Source organism: Cellulophaga algicola DSM 14237 (genome assembly GCF_000186265.1).
GTDB lineage: Bacteria > Bacteroidota > Bacteroidia > Flavobacteriales > Flavobacteriaceae > Cellulophaga > Cellulophaga algicola.
On record NC_014934.1, the window covers coordinates 3,911,498 to 3,929,068 of the forward strand.

At 32.8% G+C, this 17,571-nt stretch carries 15 protein-coding genes; 5 read left to right on the top strand and 10 right to left on the bottom strand.

Going from position 1 to position 17,571, the window contains the following annotated elements; all coding sequences use genetic code 11:
- The first annotated feature begins 21 nt into the window (after nucleotides 1-21).
- On the top strand, nucleotides 22-909 hold the full coding sequence (locus CELAL_RS17090) for a hypothetical protein (RefSeq protein ID WP_013552138.1): 888 nt from the start codon (nucleotides 22-24) through the stop codon (nucleotides 907-909).
- A gap of 694 nt (nucleotides 910-1,603) precedes the next feature.
- Here CELAL_RS17090 and fumC read toward each other — a convergent pair.
- Nucleotides 1,604-3,001: a class II fumarate hydratase gene (gene fumC, locus CELAL_RS17095; protein WP_013552139.1), complete on the bottom strand. Its 1,398-nt coding sequence runs from the start codon at nucleotides 2,999-3,001 to the stop codon at nucleotides 1,604-1,606.
- 144 nt (nucleotides 3,002-3,145) lie between these two features.
- On the opposite strand from fumC, the gene CELAL_RS17100 reads away from it, so the two are divergent.
- Complete coding sequence (locus CELAL_RS17100) at nucleotides 3,146-3,328, top strand: hypothetical protein (protein ID WP_013552140.1); 183 nt, start codon at nucleotides 3,146-3,148, stop codon at nucleotides 3,326-3,328.
- 96 nt (nucleotides 3,329-3,424) lie between these two features.
- Here the strand turns inward: CELAL_RS17100 and CELAL_RS17105 are convergent, their stop codons facing one another.
- From CELAL_RS17105 to CELAL_RS17135, 7 genes are all read right to left on the bottom strand, one after another.
- On the bottom strand, nucleotides 3,425-5,902 hold the full coding sequence (locus CELAL_RS17105) for an outer membrane beta-barrel family protein (protein ID WP_013552141.1): 2,478 nt from the start codon (nucleotides 5,900-5,902) through the stop codon (nucleotides 3,425-3,427).
- A 12-nt stretch (nucleotides 5,903-5,914) separates the two neighbouring features.
- Complete coding sequence (locus CELAL_RS17110) at nucleotides 5,915-6,379, bottom strand: hypothetical protein (protein WP_013552142.1); 465 nt, start codon at nucleotides 6,377-6,379, stop codon at nucleotides 5,915-5,917.
- Between the two features lie 105 nt (nucleotides 6,380-6,484).
- Nucleotides 6,485-6,826, bottom strand: a complete 342-nt coding sequence (arsC, locus tag CELAL_RS17115) for an arsenate reductase (glutaredoxin) (protein ID WP_013552143.1) — start codon at nucleotides 6,824-6,826, stop codon at nucleotides 6,485-6,487.
- Between the two features lie 30 nt (nucleotides 6,827-6,856).
- A protein-coding gene (gene prfB, locus CELAL_RS17120; protein WP_245529702.1) for a peptide chain release factor 2 occupies nucleotides 6,857-7,955 on the bottom strand; the annotation gives its coding sequence in 2 pieces (ribosomal slippage) (nucleotides 6,857-7,891 and nucleotides 7,893-7,955; 1,098 coding nt in all).
- A gap of 72 nt (nucleotides 7,956-8,027) precedes the next feature.
- The gene (locus tag CELAL_RS17125; RefSeq protein ID WP_013552145.1) at nucleotides 8,028-8,882 is read right to left on the bottom strand and encodes a transglutaminase-like domain-containing protein; all 855 of its coding nucleotides are present in this window, start codon (nucleotides 8,880-8,882) and stop codon (nucleotides 8,028-8,030) included.
- Between the two features lie 42 nt (nucleotides 8,883-8,924).
- Complete coding sequence (locus CELAL_RS17130) at nucleotides 8,925-9,872, bottom strand: alpha-E domain-containing protein (protein WP_013552146.1); 948 nt, start codon at nucleotides 9,870-9,872, stop codon at nucleotides 8,925-8,927.
- Nucleotides 9,873-9,875: 3 nt separating this feature from the next.
- A complete protein-coding gene (locus tag CELAL_RS17135; RefSeq protein ID WP_013552147.1) occupies nucleotides 9,876-11,342 on the bottom strand; it encodes a circularly permuted type 2 ATP-grasp protein in 1,467 nt (488 codons plus the stop codon).
- Between the two features lie 197 nt (nucleotides 11,343-11,539).
- Between CELAL_RS17135 and CELAL_RS17140 the strand changes: the two genes are divergently transcribed.
- The gene (locus tag CELAL_RS17140; protein ID WP_013552148.1) at nucleotides 11,540-13,936 is read left to right on the top strand and encodes a zinc-dependent metalloprotease; all 2,397 of its coding nucleotides are present in this window, start codon (nucleotides 11,540-11,542) and stop codon (nucleotides 13,934-13,936) included.
- A gap of 88 nt (nucleotides 13,937-14,024) precedes the next feature.
- On the top strand, nucleotides 14,025-15,047 hold the full coding sequence (locus tag CELAL_RS17145; protein ID WP_013552149.1) for a threonine aldolase family protein: 1,023 nt from the start codon (nucleotides 14,025-14,027) through the stop codon (nucleotides 15,045-15,047).
- A 1-nt stretch (nucleotide 15,048) separates the two neighbouring features.
- On the opposite strand, the gene CELAL_RS17150 is transcribed toward CELAL_RS17145, so the two are convergent.
- Nucleotides 15,049-15,369 (bottom strand): YegP family protein, encoded by a 321-nt coding sequence (locus CELAL_RS17150; protein ID WP_013552150.1) that lies wholly within the window; start codon nucleotides 15,367-15,369, stop codon nucleotides 15,049-15,051.
- Between the two features lie 216 nt (nucleotides 15,370-15,585).
- On the opposite strand from CELAL_RS17150, the gene CELAL_RS17155 reads away from it, so the two are divergent.
- Complete coding sequence (locus tag CELAL_RS17155; protein WP_013552151.1) at nucleotides 15,586-16,686, top strand: OmpA family protein; 1,101 nt, start codon at nucleotides 15,586-15,588, stop codon at nucleotides 16,684-16,686.
- Between the two features lie 419 nt (nucleotides 16,687-17,105).
- Here CELAL_RS17155 and CELAL_RS17160 read toward each other — a convergent pair whose 3' ends face one another.
- Nucleotides 17,106-17,558 (bottom strand): thioredoxin family protein, encoded by a 453-nt coding sequence (locus tag CELAL_RS17160; protein WP_013552152.1) that lies wholly within the window; start codon nucleotides 17,556-17,558, stop codon nucleotides 17,106-17,108.
- Nucleotides 17,559-17,571 lie beyond the last annotated feature (13 nt).

The following is a 17,571-nucleotide window of genomic DNA, read 5'->3' on the forward strand; positions in this document are numbered from 1 at the left end:
GAACAATTAATTTTTTAAATTATGGCAGAAACAAAAAGTAACAATGGATTAAAAGTTATAGCTGGTCTATTACTAGTATTGTTGGTTGGATTGGTAATTTATACCGTGAGTCTTTATAAAGAAAAACAAGACAACACAGACAAGCTTAGCAAAGAAAAAGAATTGGTTGTAGAAGATTTAACAAGTCTACGTTCTGAATATGACAAAGCAATTTTAGAAAGTAATGCAACTAATGAAGAGTTAGTAAGCGCAAGAGATAATATCGCAAAATATATTGATTCTGTTAAGACTATGAAACTTGATATTTCTGCTTTAGGGAAATATAGAAGACAAGTGAGTATTCTTACAAAAGAAAGACAACAATTAATTAGAAAAGTTGATTCTTTAACTCGTTCTAATGGTAGATTGGTAATGGAAAGAGATAGTACATTTACAGAATTAGAAAAACAAACTGTTTTCAACGATTCTTTAGTAGTGCAAAATACACAATTAGCAAATGTTGTTGAAAGAGGTTCAGCATTAAACATTTCTAAATTAGCGGTAGATGCAGTAAAAGAACGTAATAGTGGAAAATTAGTTTCTACGTCTAGAGCTGGTGCAACAGATAAATTTAAAGTGTGTTTTACACTTACAAATAACACAATTGCACAAGCTGGTGATAAAGCTTTTTATATTGAAGTTTTAGATCCTCAAGGAAATGTTTTAGGAGAGAGTTTTACTAAAACTAGTGATTCAGGAGCTTCTGTAACGTATAGTAAAGCAACTTCATTCTATTATGAAAATAAAGCTTTAGATGTTTGTGATTACATCAACAAGCCATCAGGAGATTTCCAAAAAGGAAACTACATGGTTAACGTGTATGATAACAAACTTAAATTACTAGGAACAAGTAAGTTCACTTTAAAATAGTCTTAGACTAACCATTAACAAAAAAGGGGTAATCTTTCATTAGATTGCCCCTTTCTTTTTTACATGAATCTCTAATTGCCAACCTACACTACAAAATAGAGATGTAGGTCTTTGTGATTTACTTCCTGATTTTACTTCACAAATTTTAGGAAAAATCACTGAAATATGATGTTTTGGCAGATACCATGAAAATGTAAACCCTTTCGCCAAAAGATATATGTATTTAGGAATTCCGTCTAATCAAGGGTATTAGATGCAGGTAAAAAAGTTTCTGAATTACTTAAAATTCCTTTAGAGCATTTTCATATCAGAGTAGACATTGAAAAAAATTAGGAGTCCTGTGCATCTTACGTGTTAATGCAGATTTAGAGACGCTTAAAAAGAAAAAATAAGTAGTACTAAGGCCTACGATAAACTTGAAGTAAAGAAGTCATTTACTCAGAATTTTTAAAAGAAGTTTTCATCTCTTTGTTTGAGCAATTGATAGGAAGTAGAATATCTTAACGGAGTATAAAAATTAGAGTGTAAATAAAATTCATGAAAAAAAATAGAAAATGAAGTTTGTTTACATATTTTAAATAGAGACAATGGATTTTCGATTAGAAATCCTAAATTTTCAAAGAGATTGGAATTCTTATTTCTATTATAAAAAAGACTCTTACTAGAAATTTTTCAGGTAAGAGTCTTTTTAATTTTATTTTAAAGTTCCAACCATTTCTTCTGGTTTAACCCATTCATCGTAATCTTCTGCAGTTACATACCCAAGATTAATAGCCTCTACTTTTAGAGTAGTTCCGTTTTTATGTGCAGTATTTGCAATTTCGGCAGCTTTATAATATCCTATTTTAGTATTTAATGCGGTGACTAGCATCAATGAATTATTAAGTAATTGCTTAATAACTTCATGATTAGGCTCAATGCCCACAGCACAATTTTCTTCAAAACTTGCACACGCATCTCCAAGAAGTTCTGCAGACTGCAAAATGTTTGCCGCCATCATAGGTTTAAATACATTTAACTCATAATGTCCTTGAGTACCACCAACGCTAATTGCGACATCATTACCCATAACCTGAGCGCATACCATCGTTAATGCCTCACATTGCGTAGGATTAACTTTTCCTGGCATAATTGAACTACCAGGTTCATTCGCTGGAATAATAATTTCGCCAATTCCCGAACGTGGGCCAGAAGCCATCATTCTAATATCATTAGCAATTTTGTTTAAGGATACCGCTAGTTGTTTTAATGCTCCATGACTTTCTACAATAGCATCATGGGCAGCTAAAGCTTCAAATTTATTTTCAGCAGTTACAAAAGGTAATCCTGTAAACTCAGCTATAAAATCAGCTACTATAACATCGTAACCTTCAGGAGTGTTTAAACCAGTTCCTACGGCTGTTCCTCCAAGAGCAAGTTCTGCTAAGTGAGGTAATGTGTTTTTTAATGCTTTTAATCCGTGATCTAATTGTGATACATACCCAGAGAATTCTTGTCCTAAAGTTAGGGGAGTAGCATCCATTAAATGGGTACGTCCAATTTTTACAACGTTTTTAAATTCGATCGTTTTTTTGTGTAATGTATCACGTAGCTGCGTTACTCCAGGAATAGTTACCTCAATAATTTTCTTATATGCAGCAATATGCATTCCTGTTGGAAAAGTGTCATTAGAAGATTGAGATTTGTTTACATCATCATTAGGCTGAATTACTTTTTCGCCCGCTCCAATAATTCTGCCAGCAAGCTCCTGTGCTCTATTTGCAATAACCTCATTAACATTCATATTGCTCTGAGTACCAGAACCAGTCTGCCAAATAACTAAAGGGAATTGGTCATCATGTTTTTTTGCTAGAATTTCATCACAAACTTGGGCGATAAAATCTCTTTTTTCTTCAGAAAGAACTCCTAACTTATGATTTGCATAGGCTGCAGCTTTTTTTAAGTAAGCAAATCCGTATACAATATCTAATGGCATAGACCCAATTGGCCCTATTTTAAAATTGTTTCTTGAACGTTCTGTTTGGGCGCCCCAATATTTATCCGATGGAACTTCTACATTACCCATCGTGTCTTTTTCTATTCTAAAACTCATAAGAAATTTATTAATGTACACTACAAAGATATTGCATTGTACTTTTTTTTTAGTGTCTCTTGAAAATAATTCTACTTTTTTTTAAAATTGATTTGTACTATTCATCATTTTCAAAGTATCTTTGTAATAATAAAAATTAATATCATGTTTGAATTTGACCAATATTTAGGTTTTTTAGCGTTTTTAACCATTTTGACAATAGGTTTTTGGATAATGATTTTCCTATTAACTTTTGTAATACCTTACTGGTTAGGAGGAAACCTTATAGAGCTTTATAAAGAAAAGCGTGATGCTAAAAAAGCAAAGCTGAAAGAAGAAGAGCAATAATAGATTCTATTTTTTTTGTCTAAATTGTTATCTAATAAATAAATATAAAAAAAGAAGCCAATTGGCTTCTTTTTTGTTTCTATAAGGGAACGAAACTTAGAATTCGTCCCCACCATCATCATCATTCCTTTGTTGCCCTTTTTGTTTAGATTTTCCTTTAGGTTGATTAAATCTGTAAACTAACCCGAGTGTAAATTGTCTTCTTCTCCATTGAAATTCACTTTCTGAAGTAAAAAATTCTGTTTCCGTATAAGATCTTCTTTTTGCAGAGTTAAAAACATCACTTACATTAAATGATAATGTACCGTTATCACCAAAAACATCCTTACTAAAAGCAAGACTTACAAAGGTTATACTTTTACTTTCTGTTTGTGAATTCTCTGAAGGGCCTCTATAGAATACATTAGTTTGCCAATCTATATCTGAGGGTAGTGATACTTTAGAGCTAAATCTAGAAAACCAACTTGTGTTTTTTGCACCATAATCTACATCGTTAAAGACACCTTCGGTTTCAAATTGGAAAAAGTTGAAACTACCGTTTAAACGTAACCACTTTGTTGGACTGTATAGGATACCGGCTTCGGCTCCAATTCTTTGATTGGATGATAGATTAATTGGCAATGACCTTATGATGTTAATACCATCAGAAGTAAGCTCTCCAGTCTCTTCTTGAATTCTTTCAAATGAATTAGTTTCTTTCTGGTAATAGATAGAAGAGGTCAATGTTAATTTTTTCCATCTTTTTAAATAACCTAAGTCAAAAGCATTGGCATAAGCAGGGTCTAAATCTGGATTTCCTTGAAATACGTTTGTTCTACTAGATCTTGAAGGAAACGGATTTATATAACGGCCTCTAGGTCTGTTGATTCTTCTATTATATCCTAAAGAAATACTTTCCATTTCACTTAACTCTAAAATTAAATTTACAGTAGGGAAAAGGCCTAAATAGTTCTTATCAAAGTTTAGATCTATCTCTGATCCTAATACTTCTTGTAATGCAGCTTCATCATATTCAGAAGCTACTTTGCCTTTCAACTGTGTGTTTTCTAATCTTAAGCCTAGTAAAAAAGAGAATTTACCATATTTATTACCATATTGAGAATAGAAAGCATTGACATTCTCATCATAACTAAATTTATTCGTCAAATCTAAATTAGTAGTGAATAGGGCTGTATTCTGATTTAAAGTGTCTAATTGATAATCAGTTACGCTTTGTTCAAAACTACCACGATAACCAGCTTCAAATTGAGCATCGCCCATAGGCAATACATAATCTACTTGAAATAAATATTCATTTTCAGTTTCATCTTGATAGATGTTTTCTCTTGCTAATAAATTAGTGTCTGGTATAGTATTGTTTTCTACTATTGTGGTTAAAATATCTTCTACATCATAGGAGTATTGAAAATCTGAAGTTAATTTATGGCCTTCATCATTAAAGTTGTTAGTGTAGTTTAACGATACCTGATAACTTTTATCATCTTCACTCTGATCTTCTGTACGAAAGGTTTCATTGGTAACCGTAGTTCCTTCATAGCGTTTACTTTCATTTTCTGTAAGATCTGATTCGTCAGAAAACCTACCGAAAACGCTAGCCGTTATAGAAGATTTTTCAGTTAAAAAATATTCCATTCCTAAATTAGCATTAAAGGCTTTATCCTTTCTAGTAATGTCTCTATCTTCAAATATTCTATCATAATCACCACTAGTATACGTATTGTCAAAAAATGCATTACCAGGTGATGTACGGTACGAGTAGCCTAACGTGTTAAATAGGTTAAATTTGTCTGTTCTTAGATTTAAATTGCTGCTTATTTGACTTGATGTTGGATGACCTATAGTTGTATTTATAGATCCATTAAAGCCTAATGTTTTTTCTTTTCGTAGAATAATATTTAAAATACCTGCAGTACCCTCGGCATCGTATCTAGCAGAAGGGCTCGTAATTACTTCTACTTTTTCTATAGCATCTGCGGGTAGTTGGCGTAAAGCATCTGTAGAACCAAAACCTGCCATTGCAGAAGGTTTTCCATTAATTAAAATTCTAACATTTTCGTTTCCTCGTAAACTTATGGCTCCATCTACATCTACAGTAACAGAGGGAACATTGTTTAATGCATCACTAACATTGGCACCACTTGTGGTAAGATCTTTACCTATATTGTATACTTTTTTATCTAAACGAACCTCAACAGTAGTTTTTTCTGCAACCACTTCAATGCCTTCTAATTGAGAAACATCAGGGTTAAGTCGTATCGTACCTAAATTTATAGACTTATTCAGGGTTTGATTAGAAAGTCTGTAGGTTTTATAACCTATATATTCTATGCTAACATTATATTTTCCAGGCAGCGTTTCTACTTCATATTTACCTGTTTCATCTGTAATTCCACCAGTAACCTTACTCGGGTCATCTACACTTTGCAAAACTAGTGTTGCATATTCTAGTGGTTGCCCGGTGTCTTGTTCTACTACAATTCCTGTTATTTTTATTGGGTTTTGCTCTTGTGTCCTTTGAGCAGATAGGTTAAATTGTGTGAGTAGTAGTAAGGTAATTGGTAAAAGTAGTTTCATGCTGTTTTTAAATTAATCTTTGTTTTTTCTTTTTTTCTTTTTTTTCTTTTTTGATTTGAATCTTTCTTTTTGCAACTTTTCGAAAGCTTCGTATTTATCTTCTGGTAATCCTTCTTTTAATTCTTCTTCTTGCTCTTTCACAATTTTTTCCATGGCTTCTCTTGTTTTGTCAGGAGCCAATTTTAAAATTTGTAACTCAATTCGCTTTTGAACACTTTTGGTTAAAATTGTTCTAACAATAGCTTCTTCAAAAGGATTTAATCCTACAGATTCAGTTATGTTGGGCATTTCATTATCTACAATTTGTTCTGCAGTAAGTGCCTTTGGCTCTTCTTGCGGGGTTTGCGCTTGTGGAATGGAATTTCTTTGTCTTCCGTAACCATTTCCGCTTCTTCCATTACCATATTGGGCATTAATTTCTACAGATGATAACACAAGAATTAAAATTGCAATTAAAGATTTTAAATATATTTTCATGGCTAATACTATTATAAGATTATAAAACTAAATTAAGGTTTAAACGGACTTGGTTAAAAGTTTGTTAAAATGATTTAACCAAGTTTTATGCCAAACAACCAAATATTAAATAATTGATTGGATATCAGAAGCCGGGCGTCCAATTACCGCTTTTGTACCGTTTACTATAATGGGACGTTCAATTAATTTTGGATGGGCAATCATAGCTTTTATGAGTTCTTTTTCTGATAATTCCTTGCCTTTATATTCTTCCTTCCAGATTTTTTCATTTTTCCGGACTAAATTAATGGCAGGAATATCTAAAAGATGAATGATTTCGGAAAGTTCTTTTTCCGTTAGTACATCTTCTAAATACTTTACTACTTTAAACTCCTTACCTGATTTTTCAAGTACCGCTAAACCTTCTCTAGATTTGGAGCATCTTGGGTTGTGATATATTGTAATCATAATAATTTATTTTAAAAGTTATAGCCTAATTTATTCTTCGTCTCTCTGCCCCATCATCATTAAAAAAGCTTTTAAAAACTTATCTATATCGCCATCCATAACGGCATCAACATTACCAGTTTCTGTAGCGGTACGTACATCTTTTACCAGTTTATATGGATGCATCACATAATTTCGAATTTGAGAACCCCATTCAATTTTCATTTTAGAGGACTCTATTTCCTGGCGGGCTTCCATCTTTTTACGCAATTCAATTTCATAAAGCTGAGATTTAAGCATTTTTAATGCCGTAGCTCTATTTTCATGCTGAGAACGTGAATCTGAACAAGAAATCTGAATTCCACTTGGTTTATGCGTAAGTTGAACTTTAGTTTCAACCTTATTCACATTTTGTCCACCAGCTCCAGAAGACCTTGCGGTTGTGATATCTATATCTGCAGGATTAATAGCAATCTCTATGCTATCATCTACTAATGGGTATACATAAACAGAGGCAAATGAGGTATGACGTTTTGCATTGCTATCAAAAGGAGAAATACGAACCAATCGGTGAACTCCATTCTCACCTTTTAACCATCCAAAGGAAAACTCACCATCAATTTCTAAGGTTACGGTTTTTATACCGGTAACATCACCTTCTTGATAATTGAGTTCTTTTATTTTGAAGCCCTTTTTTTCGCTCCACATCATATACATTCGCATGAGCATAGCAGCCCAATCACAACTCTCAGTTCCACCGGCTCCTGCGGTAATTTGTATAATAGCAGGGAGTTCATCACCTTCCTCAGAAAGCATGTTTTTGAACTCTAGGTTCTCTATAGTGTCTAGTGTTTTAGTATACTGTTTTTCTACTTCTTCCTCGGTAATAGCACCTTCTTTTTGAAACTCAATAAGAACTTCCAGGTCATTAGCTAAGGTTTCGGATGTTTTATAGTCATCAACCCACTTTTTTTTAGATTGAATATACTTCATGTGCTCCTGAGCCTTTTGAGGATTGTCCCAAAAGTCTGGTGCTAATGTTTTTTCTTGTTCATTCTCTATTTCTATAAGCTTGGCATCAACGTCAAAGATACCTCCTCAACGCACCAAGGCGATCTAAAAGACCTTTGTATAGGTCTGTAGTAATTATCATGCTATTCAATTTGAAGCAAAAATAAGTTTCTTTTTACTTGAAAACTCTTCTAATCATAAAAAAGATAATTTACTGCTGCTGACTACTAACTTGTACAGAATAATGTGTTCTGTTTTGACCTTGGGTATATACGATGCCTTTTAAAGGAGAACAGTCTTGGTAGTCTTTACCATGACAGACCTTAATATGGTTAGTACCAACTAATAAATTGTTGGTAGGGTCAAAGCCCACCCAACCAATATTAAGAATATATACTTCTGCCCAAGCATGCATTTGAGAATCTCCGAAATAGCCATTTCCTTGATGTAAGTACCCAGATACATAGCGAGCGGGTACTTTGTTCGCTCTAGCAATAGCACAGAATAGGTGTGTAAAATCTTGACAAACACCATGCCTATTCATGATAATGTTATTTAAAGTAGTCTCTACATTGGTTACATTAACTTTAAAGTAGAGGTGCTCGTAGGTAAAACTATTTAAGTCTTGTACATTTTCAAAAATAGATTTTGCTACATCAAAAGAAAAAATAGCTTCTTTACTTTTGGGTAAAGAAGTGAAATGAGTACTCCTTAAAAACCGATTGAAGTCTATTTTAAAATCTAGAGAATTTAGTTTTTCATAATCTTGTTCAATAGATGTGAAAATTTGAAAATCGAATGGATTTATATCCTTTTTAATTAGTTTAAAGTTTGCTGTAAATTCAATCTCATTAAAGGATTTTTTAGGATTTACGCGTATGGTTTCAAAACCATAACCATTTATAGAAACTTCATTAGGTGTACCCAAAGAGTTTTTAAATTTAATTTCAATGAATTCTTGATTGTCATTAGTTTCTGGGATAATTAGAAATTGCCAAAAAGCACTATGCACCAAATTTTCATAGGTGTTTGTAGTGCTATATAGGATACTATATGCTAATGACATAATTTTAAAAAATTGCTATTAATTCTATGTGTTAGAAATAGTCTAGTAGTTAAAGAATTCTTTTTCCATTTTTAAACTTATTTCTGTTAGATTAATCAAGATATTCTCTATAAACTCTTGAATATTGCATTCTATCTCTTCAATATGCTTGTATTGAATTTCTGATCTTACTTTTCCAATTAAGAATGCTGTTGAATTTTTGTTGTAATTTGTGGTGGTGTCCAAGACCTTAATATGGTAGTAAACTTGGTTTAAACTATTCATTATAGAACGCGGACAATTAGGATTTAAAATTAAAAATTCTAAAGTAGAAATACTTGTTGGCGCTTTCTTGTAATGTCTTCTCATCATATCATATGATTCTGCACATTTTAATAAGGTAGTCCATTCAAAGCTTTTACTAAATTTATCGCCATAACTTCCCTGAGAATTTAGAGCATCTTTGTTTTTAGAATTTATAATTCTAATTACTTGTGTGGCACGTTCCATATTTATGCCTAACATGATAATGGCATACACAGGGTCGTGGAGTAGGGTGCCTCTAATTTTACCTCTTAAGATATCAGTCATTTCTGTTACATGTAGTGTAAAATCATGCAAGCCATTTTTTACAAATACGTCTGAATTATAATTTAATGTAAAATGATAAAACTTATTAATTGCCTCGTACAACTCTGTAGAGATTAAATCCCTGGCACTATTGGCATTTTCACGTGCGGACTTAATATTATTAATAATGGAATAATGGGTTTGGTGATCTAAGCCTATTTTAAATAAAACATTTTGTTCATTAAGAATTTTACTATCGTCTTCCTCAGGGTCTCCAACCATAAAAAGCATGGACCGCAATACAAATTGTCTTGATTGTGAAAGTTGATTAGGTGCATCTAAGGATGAAAAGTAATTGACGTTTAAATACCGAGCGATATGTTCTGAACGTTCAATATAACGACCCATCCAGAATAGATTATTTGCAACTCTTGCTAGCATATATTATATAGATTTTAGTACCCAAGTGTCTTTAGAACCACCGCCTTGAGATGAATTAACAATTAAATTTCCTTTTTGTAGTGCTACGCGTGTTAAACCGCCTTTAAGTACAAACTCTTTGTCTTTGCCCAAGACCGTAAATGTTCTTAGATCTACATGGCGTTGTTCAAATTTCTCAGAATCATCAATATAGGTAGGATGTACAGATAAAGACATTATAGGTTGCGCTACATATTTTCTTGGACTGGCTAAGATTTCTGCTTTTACAACTTCTATTTCTTCTTTACTAAGTCTGTTTCCTATAGATATGCCATAACCCCCAGCTTCATCAACAGGTTTAATGACTAAGTTTCCAATATTTTCTAAAACATACTTTAACTCTTCAGGTCTTGAACAATGGTACGTATGTACGTTACTTAATATAGGCTCTTCGTCTAAGTAATATTTAATAATTTGCGGCATGTACGTATAAACAGCCTTATCATCTGCAACTCCTGTACCGGGTGCATTTGCTAGGGTTACATTTCCTTTTTTGTATGCGGCAAATAATCCAGGAACACCAATGGCAGAGTCTGCCTTAAATTCTAAAGGATCTATATACTGGTCATCAATTCTTCTATAGATAATATCTACTTTTAAAGGTCCTTTTATAGTTTTCATGTATACAAAATCATTTTCAACAAATAAATCTCGACCTTCTACAAGTTCAACACCCATTGTTTTAGCTAAATAGGAATGTTCGTAAAAGGCAGAATTGTACATCCCAGGTGTAATGACTACGCAATTAGGAATGTCTACGCCCTGAGGCTTTACACTTTCTAAAAGGTCTAAAAGGTTTTCTGCATAATTCGTGACAGAATAGGTTTGGTAATGGTTAAAGACACCAAAGAGTGCACGTTTTAAAGCTGTTCTATTGCAGATTACATAGCTTACGCCAGATGGACAACGAATATTATCTTCTAAAACATAATATTTACCATCATTATGTTTTATGACATCAATACCAGAAATATGATTGTAAATACCCCCGGGAGGATCTATCCCATTCATTTGTTCTAAGTAATTAGCAGAAGAACTTATTAGATCCATCGGGACAATACCATCACGAATAATATTTTTATCATGGTAAATGTCCCAAAGAAATAGATTTAAAGCCTTACTTCTTTGTATGGATCCTTTTTCAATAATGTCCCATTCTGTAGCGTCTATTATTCGAGGAAAAAGATCAAAAGGGAATATTTTCTCCTTAGTTTCTTTATCACCATAGACTTGGAATGTAATTCCTTGATTAAAAAAGGAAGCTTTTGCCTTGGTGTTTAGTTTCACATAATCGTCAATTGATTGCTCACCATAAAGGGAAAATAGTTTTTGATAAACTTCTTTAATTTTTCCCTCAGCATCAAAAATTTCATCATACAACTCAGAATCTCTCTCGTAAGATGAAAATATTTTATTTTCAATATTTGTCATATAAATAGTGTTTGAGTTAAATTACTGGTTTTTATAGACTTTATTAGCTATAATTAAGCAATAATCGGACTATGATTTAATATTTTGCATAATAATTTACTGTGAATTTTGATGATTTGGTTTTTTGTTGCCTTTATAGCACATTTAGAACTAAGTCCATTGTTTTTTTATAATTTTAAGATCTAAAAATATTGAAAATGAGACCACAGAAAATACCATTATTTTTACTTTTATGTATAGCGTTAACCGCTACAGCCCAGTTCTCCAAAAAGAGTGCTAGTTTTCAGAAATTTAATGGATTATTTGACTTCTTTTATGATGACCAAAATGATAAAGTCTATATCGCTGTAAATGAATTAGATAAAGAATTTCTTTATGTGTACGCATTGAGTAATGGTATTGGTAGTAATGATATTGGTTTAGACCGTGGCCAATTAGGGAATGAACAAGTGGTCTATTTTAAAAAAGTAGGTAATAAATTATTACTTATTCAACCTAACTTAAAATATAGAGCTTTAACAGATAATGTTTTAGAGAAGAAGTCCGTAGCGCAAGCTTTTGCTACAGCTGTTTTGTTTGGATTTAAAATTGAAGAAGAAAAGAATGGGAGATATATAATTGATATAACCGACTTTCTAATGCAAGATACTCATGGTGTTGCAAACAGACTGCAACAAGCAAAACAAGGGTCTTTTAGTTTGGATACTTCTAAAAGTGCTTTTAATTTAGAACGTACTAAAGCCTTTCCTAAAAATATAGAATTAGATGTTATCTTAACCTTTAAAGGAGATGACAAAGGAGTAGAATTAAGATCTGTGGCTCCTAATCCTAGTTTAATCACTGTAGCTCAGCATCACTCTTTTGTTGAATTACCAGATGCTAATTTTAAGAAGAGGATATATGACCCTCGAAGTGGTTCGTATCCTTTTACTTATTATGATTATGCTACACCAATACAAGAATCTACTTTAAAACAATTTATTAGAAGACATCGGTTAGAAAAGAAAGACCCACAAGCTGCCATTAGTGAAGCTATTGTGCCTATTGTGTATTATTTAGATAATGGTACGCCTGAGCCTGTAAGAAGTGCTTTGCTTGAAGGAGGTAAATGGTGGAATCAAGCCTTTGAAGCAATTGGCTATAAAGATGCATTTCAATTAAAAATGTTACCTGCAGATGCAGATCCGTTAGATTCTCGGTATAATGTTATTCAATGGGTGCACCGCTCAACAAGAGGGTGGAGTTATGGGAGTAGTATTACAGACCCTAGGACGGGTGAAATAATTAAAGGCCATGTGAGCTTAGGTAGCTTGCGTATTAGACAAGATTTCTTAATAGCACAAGCCTTAATGGATAAACCCTTTGAAGAGCGTGATGATAATTATGAACCTATGCTAGAACTAGCTTTAGCAAGAATACGACAGCTCTCTGCGCATGAAATTGGTCATACCTTAGGATTTGCACATAATTTTGCGGCTAGTGCAAATAATAACGCATCAGTAATGGACTATCCTCACCCTCAATTTAGTATAAAACGTAGAAAAATTGATTTTTCCGAGGCGTATGCAAAAGGGATTGGAGCATGGGATAAAGTGACGGTGGCGTATTCGTATTCAGATTTTACAAAAGATAAGAATGAACATAAAGAATTAAATACAATCCTGAAAGATGCACAAGAAAAAGGTTTAAGATATATTACGGATCAAGATTCTAGACCAAAAGGTATTACAAATGGCTTGAGCCATTTATGGGATAATGGTGCTAATGCGAGTGAAGAGTTAGAAAAAGTATTAAAAGTTAGGGCCTTAGCTATTGATAATTTTTCTGTGGATAATATAAAAAGAGGAGAAACATATTCCACCTTAGAAGATGTTTTTGTGCCACTGTACTTTTTTCACAGATATCAAGTAGAAGCTGCAGCAAAACAAATTGGAGGAATAGATTTTAACTATGCTCTTAAAGGAGACCAACAAATGGTAGTAGAAACCTTAGATAGTAAGATTCAGAAAGAGGCTTTAAAAATTGTGCTTAAAACTTTAGACGCAGAAGTTATAGCTATACCGAAAGAGAAGCTAAGTTTATTTCCTCCTAGAGCTTTTGGGAATTCAAGATCTAGAGAGTCTTTTAAAAGTAAAACAGGTATTGCTTTTGATCCTATTTCTGCAGCAGAAACTGCAGCAGATCTTACTCTAGAGTTTCTTTTGCACCCAGAAAGAGCGTCGAAATTAATAGAACAAAAAAGTTTAGATGATAAAAATTTAGGGTTAGAAGACGTGTTAGGCCAAGTAATTAATGCTACTTTTAATACAACCAATAGCGATGCATATCTAACCGAAGTTCAAAAAGCAATTAACTACCGTGTTTTGTATTATTTGATGAATTTAGCTGCTAATCATGAAGTTCATGGCCAAGTAAATGCTATTGCACGTTTAAAATTGAATGATCTGAAACGTAGATATGAGAAAGGTTCTGATGCTTTTTCTTTTGAAATAGCGAATAGGATTATACAATTTCAAGAACATCCAGAAATATTCAAGGGTATACCGGTAGCAGAAATCCCTGACGGTTCTCCTATTGGAATGGCTTGTTATTAAATAGGTATTAAAAGAAAGAAGCTTTTAAATTCAAGAAATTGACTTTAATGCGATAAGTTTAATGCATCAATCTACTATTATATAATAAATGAAAATAAATTTAATTAGTGATACAGTAACAAAGCCAACTCCAGGAATGCTAAAAGCGATGTTTGCAGCAGAGGTGGGAGATGATGTATTTAAAGAAGACCCATCGGTAAACGCTTTAGAGAAAAAAGTAGCAGAGTTGTTTCATAAAGACGTTGCGTTATTTTTTCCTAGCGGAACTATGGCGAACCAAGCAGCTATAAAATTACATACGCAACCAGCAGATCAATTAATCTGTGATAAATATGCTCATGTTTATAATTATGAAGGAGGCGGAATAAGTTTTAATAGTGGTGTTTCTTGCAAATTAGTGGATGGAGAAAGAGGAATGATGACAGCCAAACAGGTTGAAGAAGCTATAAACCCACCAGATTTTTACCACAGTCCTTTAACCACTTTAGTAAGTATAGAGAATACTACCAATAAAGGGGGTGGCGCTTGTTGGGATTTTGAAGAGCTTAAAAAAATACAAACGGTTTGTAAGTCAAATCGTTTAGGATACCATTTAGATGGCGCACGCTTATGGAACGCTATGCTGGCTAAAAATGAAACACCACAACAATACGGTGAGCTCTTTGACACCATAAGTGTTTGCTTCAGTAAAGGGCTTGGTTGTCCTGTAGGTTCTGTATTAGTAGGAAACAAAGAAATAATGCAAAAAGCAATCCGGGTTCGTAAGATTTTGGGAGGAGGTATGCGTCAGGCTGGATATTTGGCAGCGGCTGCATCGTATGCTTTAGAGCATCATGTAGATAGATTGGCTGAAGATCATAATAAAGCCCAAGAAATCGGGAAGGTATTGCGGCAACTACTATTTATCAAGAAGGTAGAACCTATTGAAACCAATATTATTATATTTGAAATTAACGAAACACTAGTAAGTACAGAAAATTTCTTAGAAAAATTGGCAGCAAATAATGTATTTATAATAGGTATGGGCCAAGGTAAATTAAGAATCGTAACCCATTTAGATTATACAGATGAAATGCATGTGGCATTTTTATCCATCTTAAAAAAAATATAGTTTACGGTTTTGAAGTGGTATTAGGGGCTACGATGTTTCTAAGGTTCTTAATACCATTTTCCATTCCGGCCTCTGAGGTGTATAATATAGAATTTCCTACAACTTTGCCTTGGTCATCCTTTAGCATAAATAAAAACTCGCCTTTATAGTTTGTCTTTCGTTCAAATAACAATGGTTTGGTAACTAATATATTTAAGGTTGCTGCAACCTGCTCTAAATCATTCTTGTTAGTGTAGGGAATACTTTCTAGTAGCGTATTCCCATTAGTACTTTCCAATTTAAACGCGTGATTACCAGATTTATCGGTGAAATATTTAATCATATCCTATCCTTTTTTCCTCAAAATACGAAAAAAACAGTAAAATACTAAGCTTTATTTTGTAGGAAAATACAGTAATTTATGTTTAGTAGTGCGTTTTGGCGATAAAATGTGTATTTTGACGATAAATTCCTTTTAGTTTTCTTTAACAAATAGATTTTGATTCAAAGAGAATATATTTGCAGTACTAAATATTAACATAACAAAACACATTTTAAAATGAGAAAAATTTTATTTTTATTGTCAGTTTTTACTGCATCTTTTTCGATGGCACAAGATTTACCTTCTAATCCAGAACCAGGTAAATGTTATGTACGTTGTACAACACCAGATGTTTACGTAAATGAAACGGTGACAATTACATTAAAGCCTGCTTATTCAGTTTTAAAAACTGTTCCAGCAACTTTTAAAACTGTAACAGAAAACGTAGAGATTAAATCCTCTGGAAAAAAATTAACGGTTGTTCCTGAAAAATGGGGTACAGAAACAATCAGTTATACTTCTAAGCAAGGTGGTAATACCTTAAGTATTTCTCCTGCATCTTTTACAACAGGATCTGAAACAATTGAAATTAAGCCAGCTTACGCACAATGGGAACTTGGTGCTGCTGCTCCTGATTGTTCTTCTGGTAATCCTGATGATTGTAGATATTGGTGTTACAAAGGATATCCTGCAGAATTTACTACGGTATCTACTACAGTATTGTCTACACCTGCCAGTGTTAGTAAAACACCAATAGGATCAAAAGATGCTAGCTATACTAAAAGAGTTCTTTTAGAGCAAGCAAAAGTAATTGAAGAAATTATTCCTGCGGAATATAAAAACATTACGAAAACAATTATTGATAAAGATGCTTATACCGTAGAAGAAACTATTCCTGCAGTAACAAAAACTGTTTCTAAAGAAGTTTTAAAGGAAAAAGGTGGTTTAACAAGCTGGAAAGAAGTTGAATGTTCTTTAGTAGAATACCAAGCTTTACCAATAAACTGGAATTCTGGAAGCGCTACTTTAACTTCTGAAGCTAAAAGTATTATAGATAACAGATTAATGCCTGTATTAGCTCAAAATCCTGGAGTTAAAGTTGAATTAGCTTCTCATACAGATTCTCAAGGAGCTTCTTCTTCTAATCAAGATCTTTCTGAAAGAAGAGCAAAAGCTGTTGCAGATTACCTTATCTCTAAAGGAGTTAATTCAAGTCTTTTAGTTGCTAATGGATACGGCGAAACTAAATTATTAAATAGATGTAAAGATGGTGTTTCTTGTACTGCAAGAGAGCACGCTGCAAACAGAAGAACTCAGTTTAGATTAATCAATAACTAAGTTTTTACTCATACTAATAAGTAAGTTACTAAAAGCCCTCTGTTCTCAGGGGGCTTTTTTAGTAGCTATATGTTTGCGCTGACCTTTAGAAATTAAACGAGTACTGTTAGTGATTAAAATAATGGGCCTCTCCCTTAGTTTTCTTTGATAGTTTTAAGGTAAGTGGAGCAATGTAATTCTTTTAAGCTCTAGTATTTAGGTGTATTAGTCCTATAGCTAATGGTAATTTAATGATTACTATTTAAGTTTTATGCGAATAAAGAAGAGAAGTATTAGTTTTTTAGGGCTAGTAGGTTTTACTTGTAAGTACAAAGGAGCACTTATAAGTAATCTAATAGAACCTATATAAATGGTAAAAGCCGCATTTTAGATTTCTAAAATGCGGCTTTTACAGGTTTTTTAGTTATTGAATACCTACTTTATTTATAGTATTTATCTAAAAATTTAGTGTGGTACTGTATTTCACCATTCATGCTATATCCTGACATAGCGCCTAATTCCTTTCCGTTTTCATTAATAACCTTTAGCATAGGAACACTTCCTCTTTTGTTATATTTAGAGGCTAATTCTTTATTTTGGGCTAATTGATCTGCACTCAATAAATCTCTATTTCTAGGGATATCTACATATAATAAAATATATTCTTTAGCATATTCATCAAAAGAAGGAGTTTCAAAAAAGTCTTTCTTCAAGGCGATACATGGTGGGCACCAATCACTACCTGTAAAAAAGACAAGTATATTTTTATCTTCTTTTTCTGCTTTTTTAACAGCCGTTTTGTAATCTGTAAGCCAATTTGTTTTTTTCTCTTTTAAATCCCCTTGAGCACAAAGTAGTACAGGGAATAAAAGCGCAATCAGTAACTTCTTCATTGGTTTATGTTTA

Bases quoted from the DNA above. Each gene is read 5' to 3' on its own strand.
- CELAL_RS17090 (WP_013552138.1), top strand. From the start codon at position 22: ATGGCAGAAACAAAAAGTAACAATGGATTAAAAGTTATAGCTGGTCTA.
- fumC (WP_013552139.1), bottom strand. From the start codon at position 3,001: ATGAGTTTTAGAATAGAAAAAGACACGATGGGTAATGTAGAAGTTCCA.
- CELAL_RS17100 (WP_013552140.1), top strand. From the start codon at position 3,146: ATGTTTGAATTTGACCAATATTTAGGTTTTTTAGCGTTTTTAACCATT.
- CELAL_RS17105 (WP_013552141.1), bottom strand. From the start codon at position 5,902: ATGAAACTACTTTTACCAATTACCTTACTACTACTCACACAATTTAAC.
- CELAL_RS17110 (WP_013552142.1), bottom strand. From the start codon at position 6,379: ATGAAAATATATTTAAAATCTTTAATTGCAATTTTAATTCTTGTGTTA.
- arsC (WP_013552143.1), bottom strand. From the start codon at position 6,826: ATGATTACAATATATCACAACCCAAGATGCTCCAAATCTAGAGAAGGT.
- CELAL_RS17125 (WP_013552145.1), bottom strand. From the start codon at position 8,882: ATGTCATTAGCATATAGTATCCTATATAGCACTACAAACACCTATGAA.
- CELAL_RS17130 (WP_013552146.1), bottom strand. From the start codon at position 9,872: ATGCTAGCAAGAGTTGCAAATAATCTATTCTGGATGGGTCGTTATATT.
- CELAL_RS17135 (WP_013552147.1), bottom strand. From the start codon at position 11,342: ATGACAAATATTGAAAATAAAATATTTTCATCTTACGAGAGAGATTCT.
- CELAL_RS17140 (WP_013552148.1), top strand. From the start codon at position 11,540: ATGAGACCACAGAAAATACCATTATTTTTACTTTTATGTATAGCGTTA.
- CELAL_RS17145 (WP_013552149.1), top strand. From the start codon at position 14,025: ATGAAAATAAATTTAATTAGTGATACAGTAACAAAGCCAACTCCAGGA.
- CELAL_RS17150 (WP_013552150.1), bottom strand. From the start codon at position 15,369: ATGATTAAATATTTCACCGATAAATCTGGTAATCACGCGTTTAAATTG.
- CELAL_RS17155 (WP_013552151.1), top strand. From the start codon at position 15,586: ATGAGAAAAATTTTATTTTTATTGTCAGTTTTTACTGCATCTTTTTCG.
- CELAL_RS17160 (WP_013552152.1), bottom strand. From the start codon at position 17,558: ATGAAGAAGTTACTGATTGCGCTTTTATTCCCTGTACTACTTTGTGCT.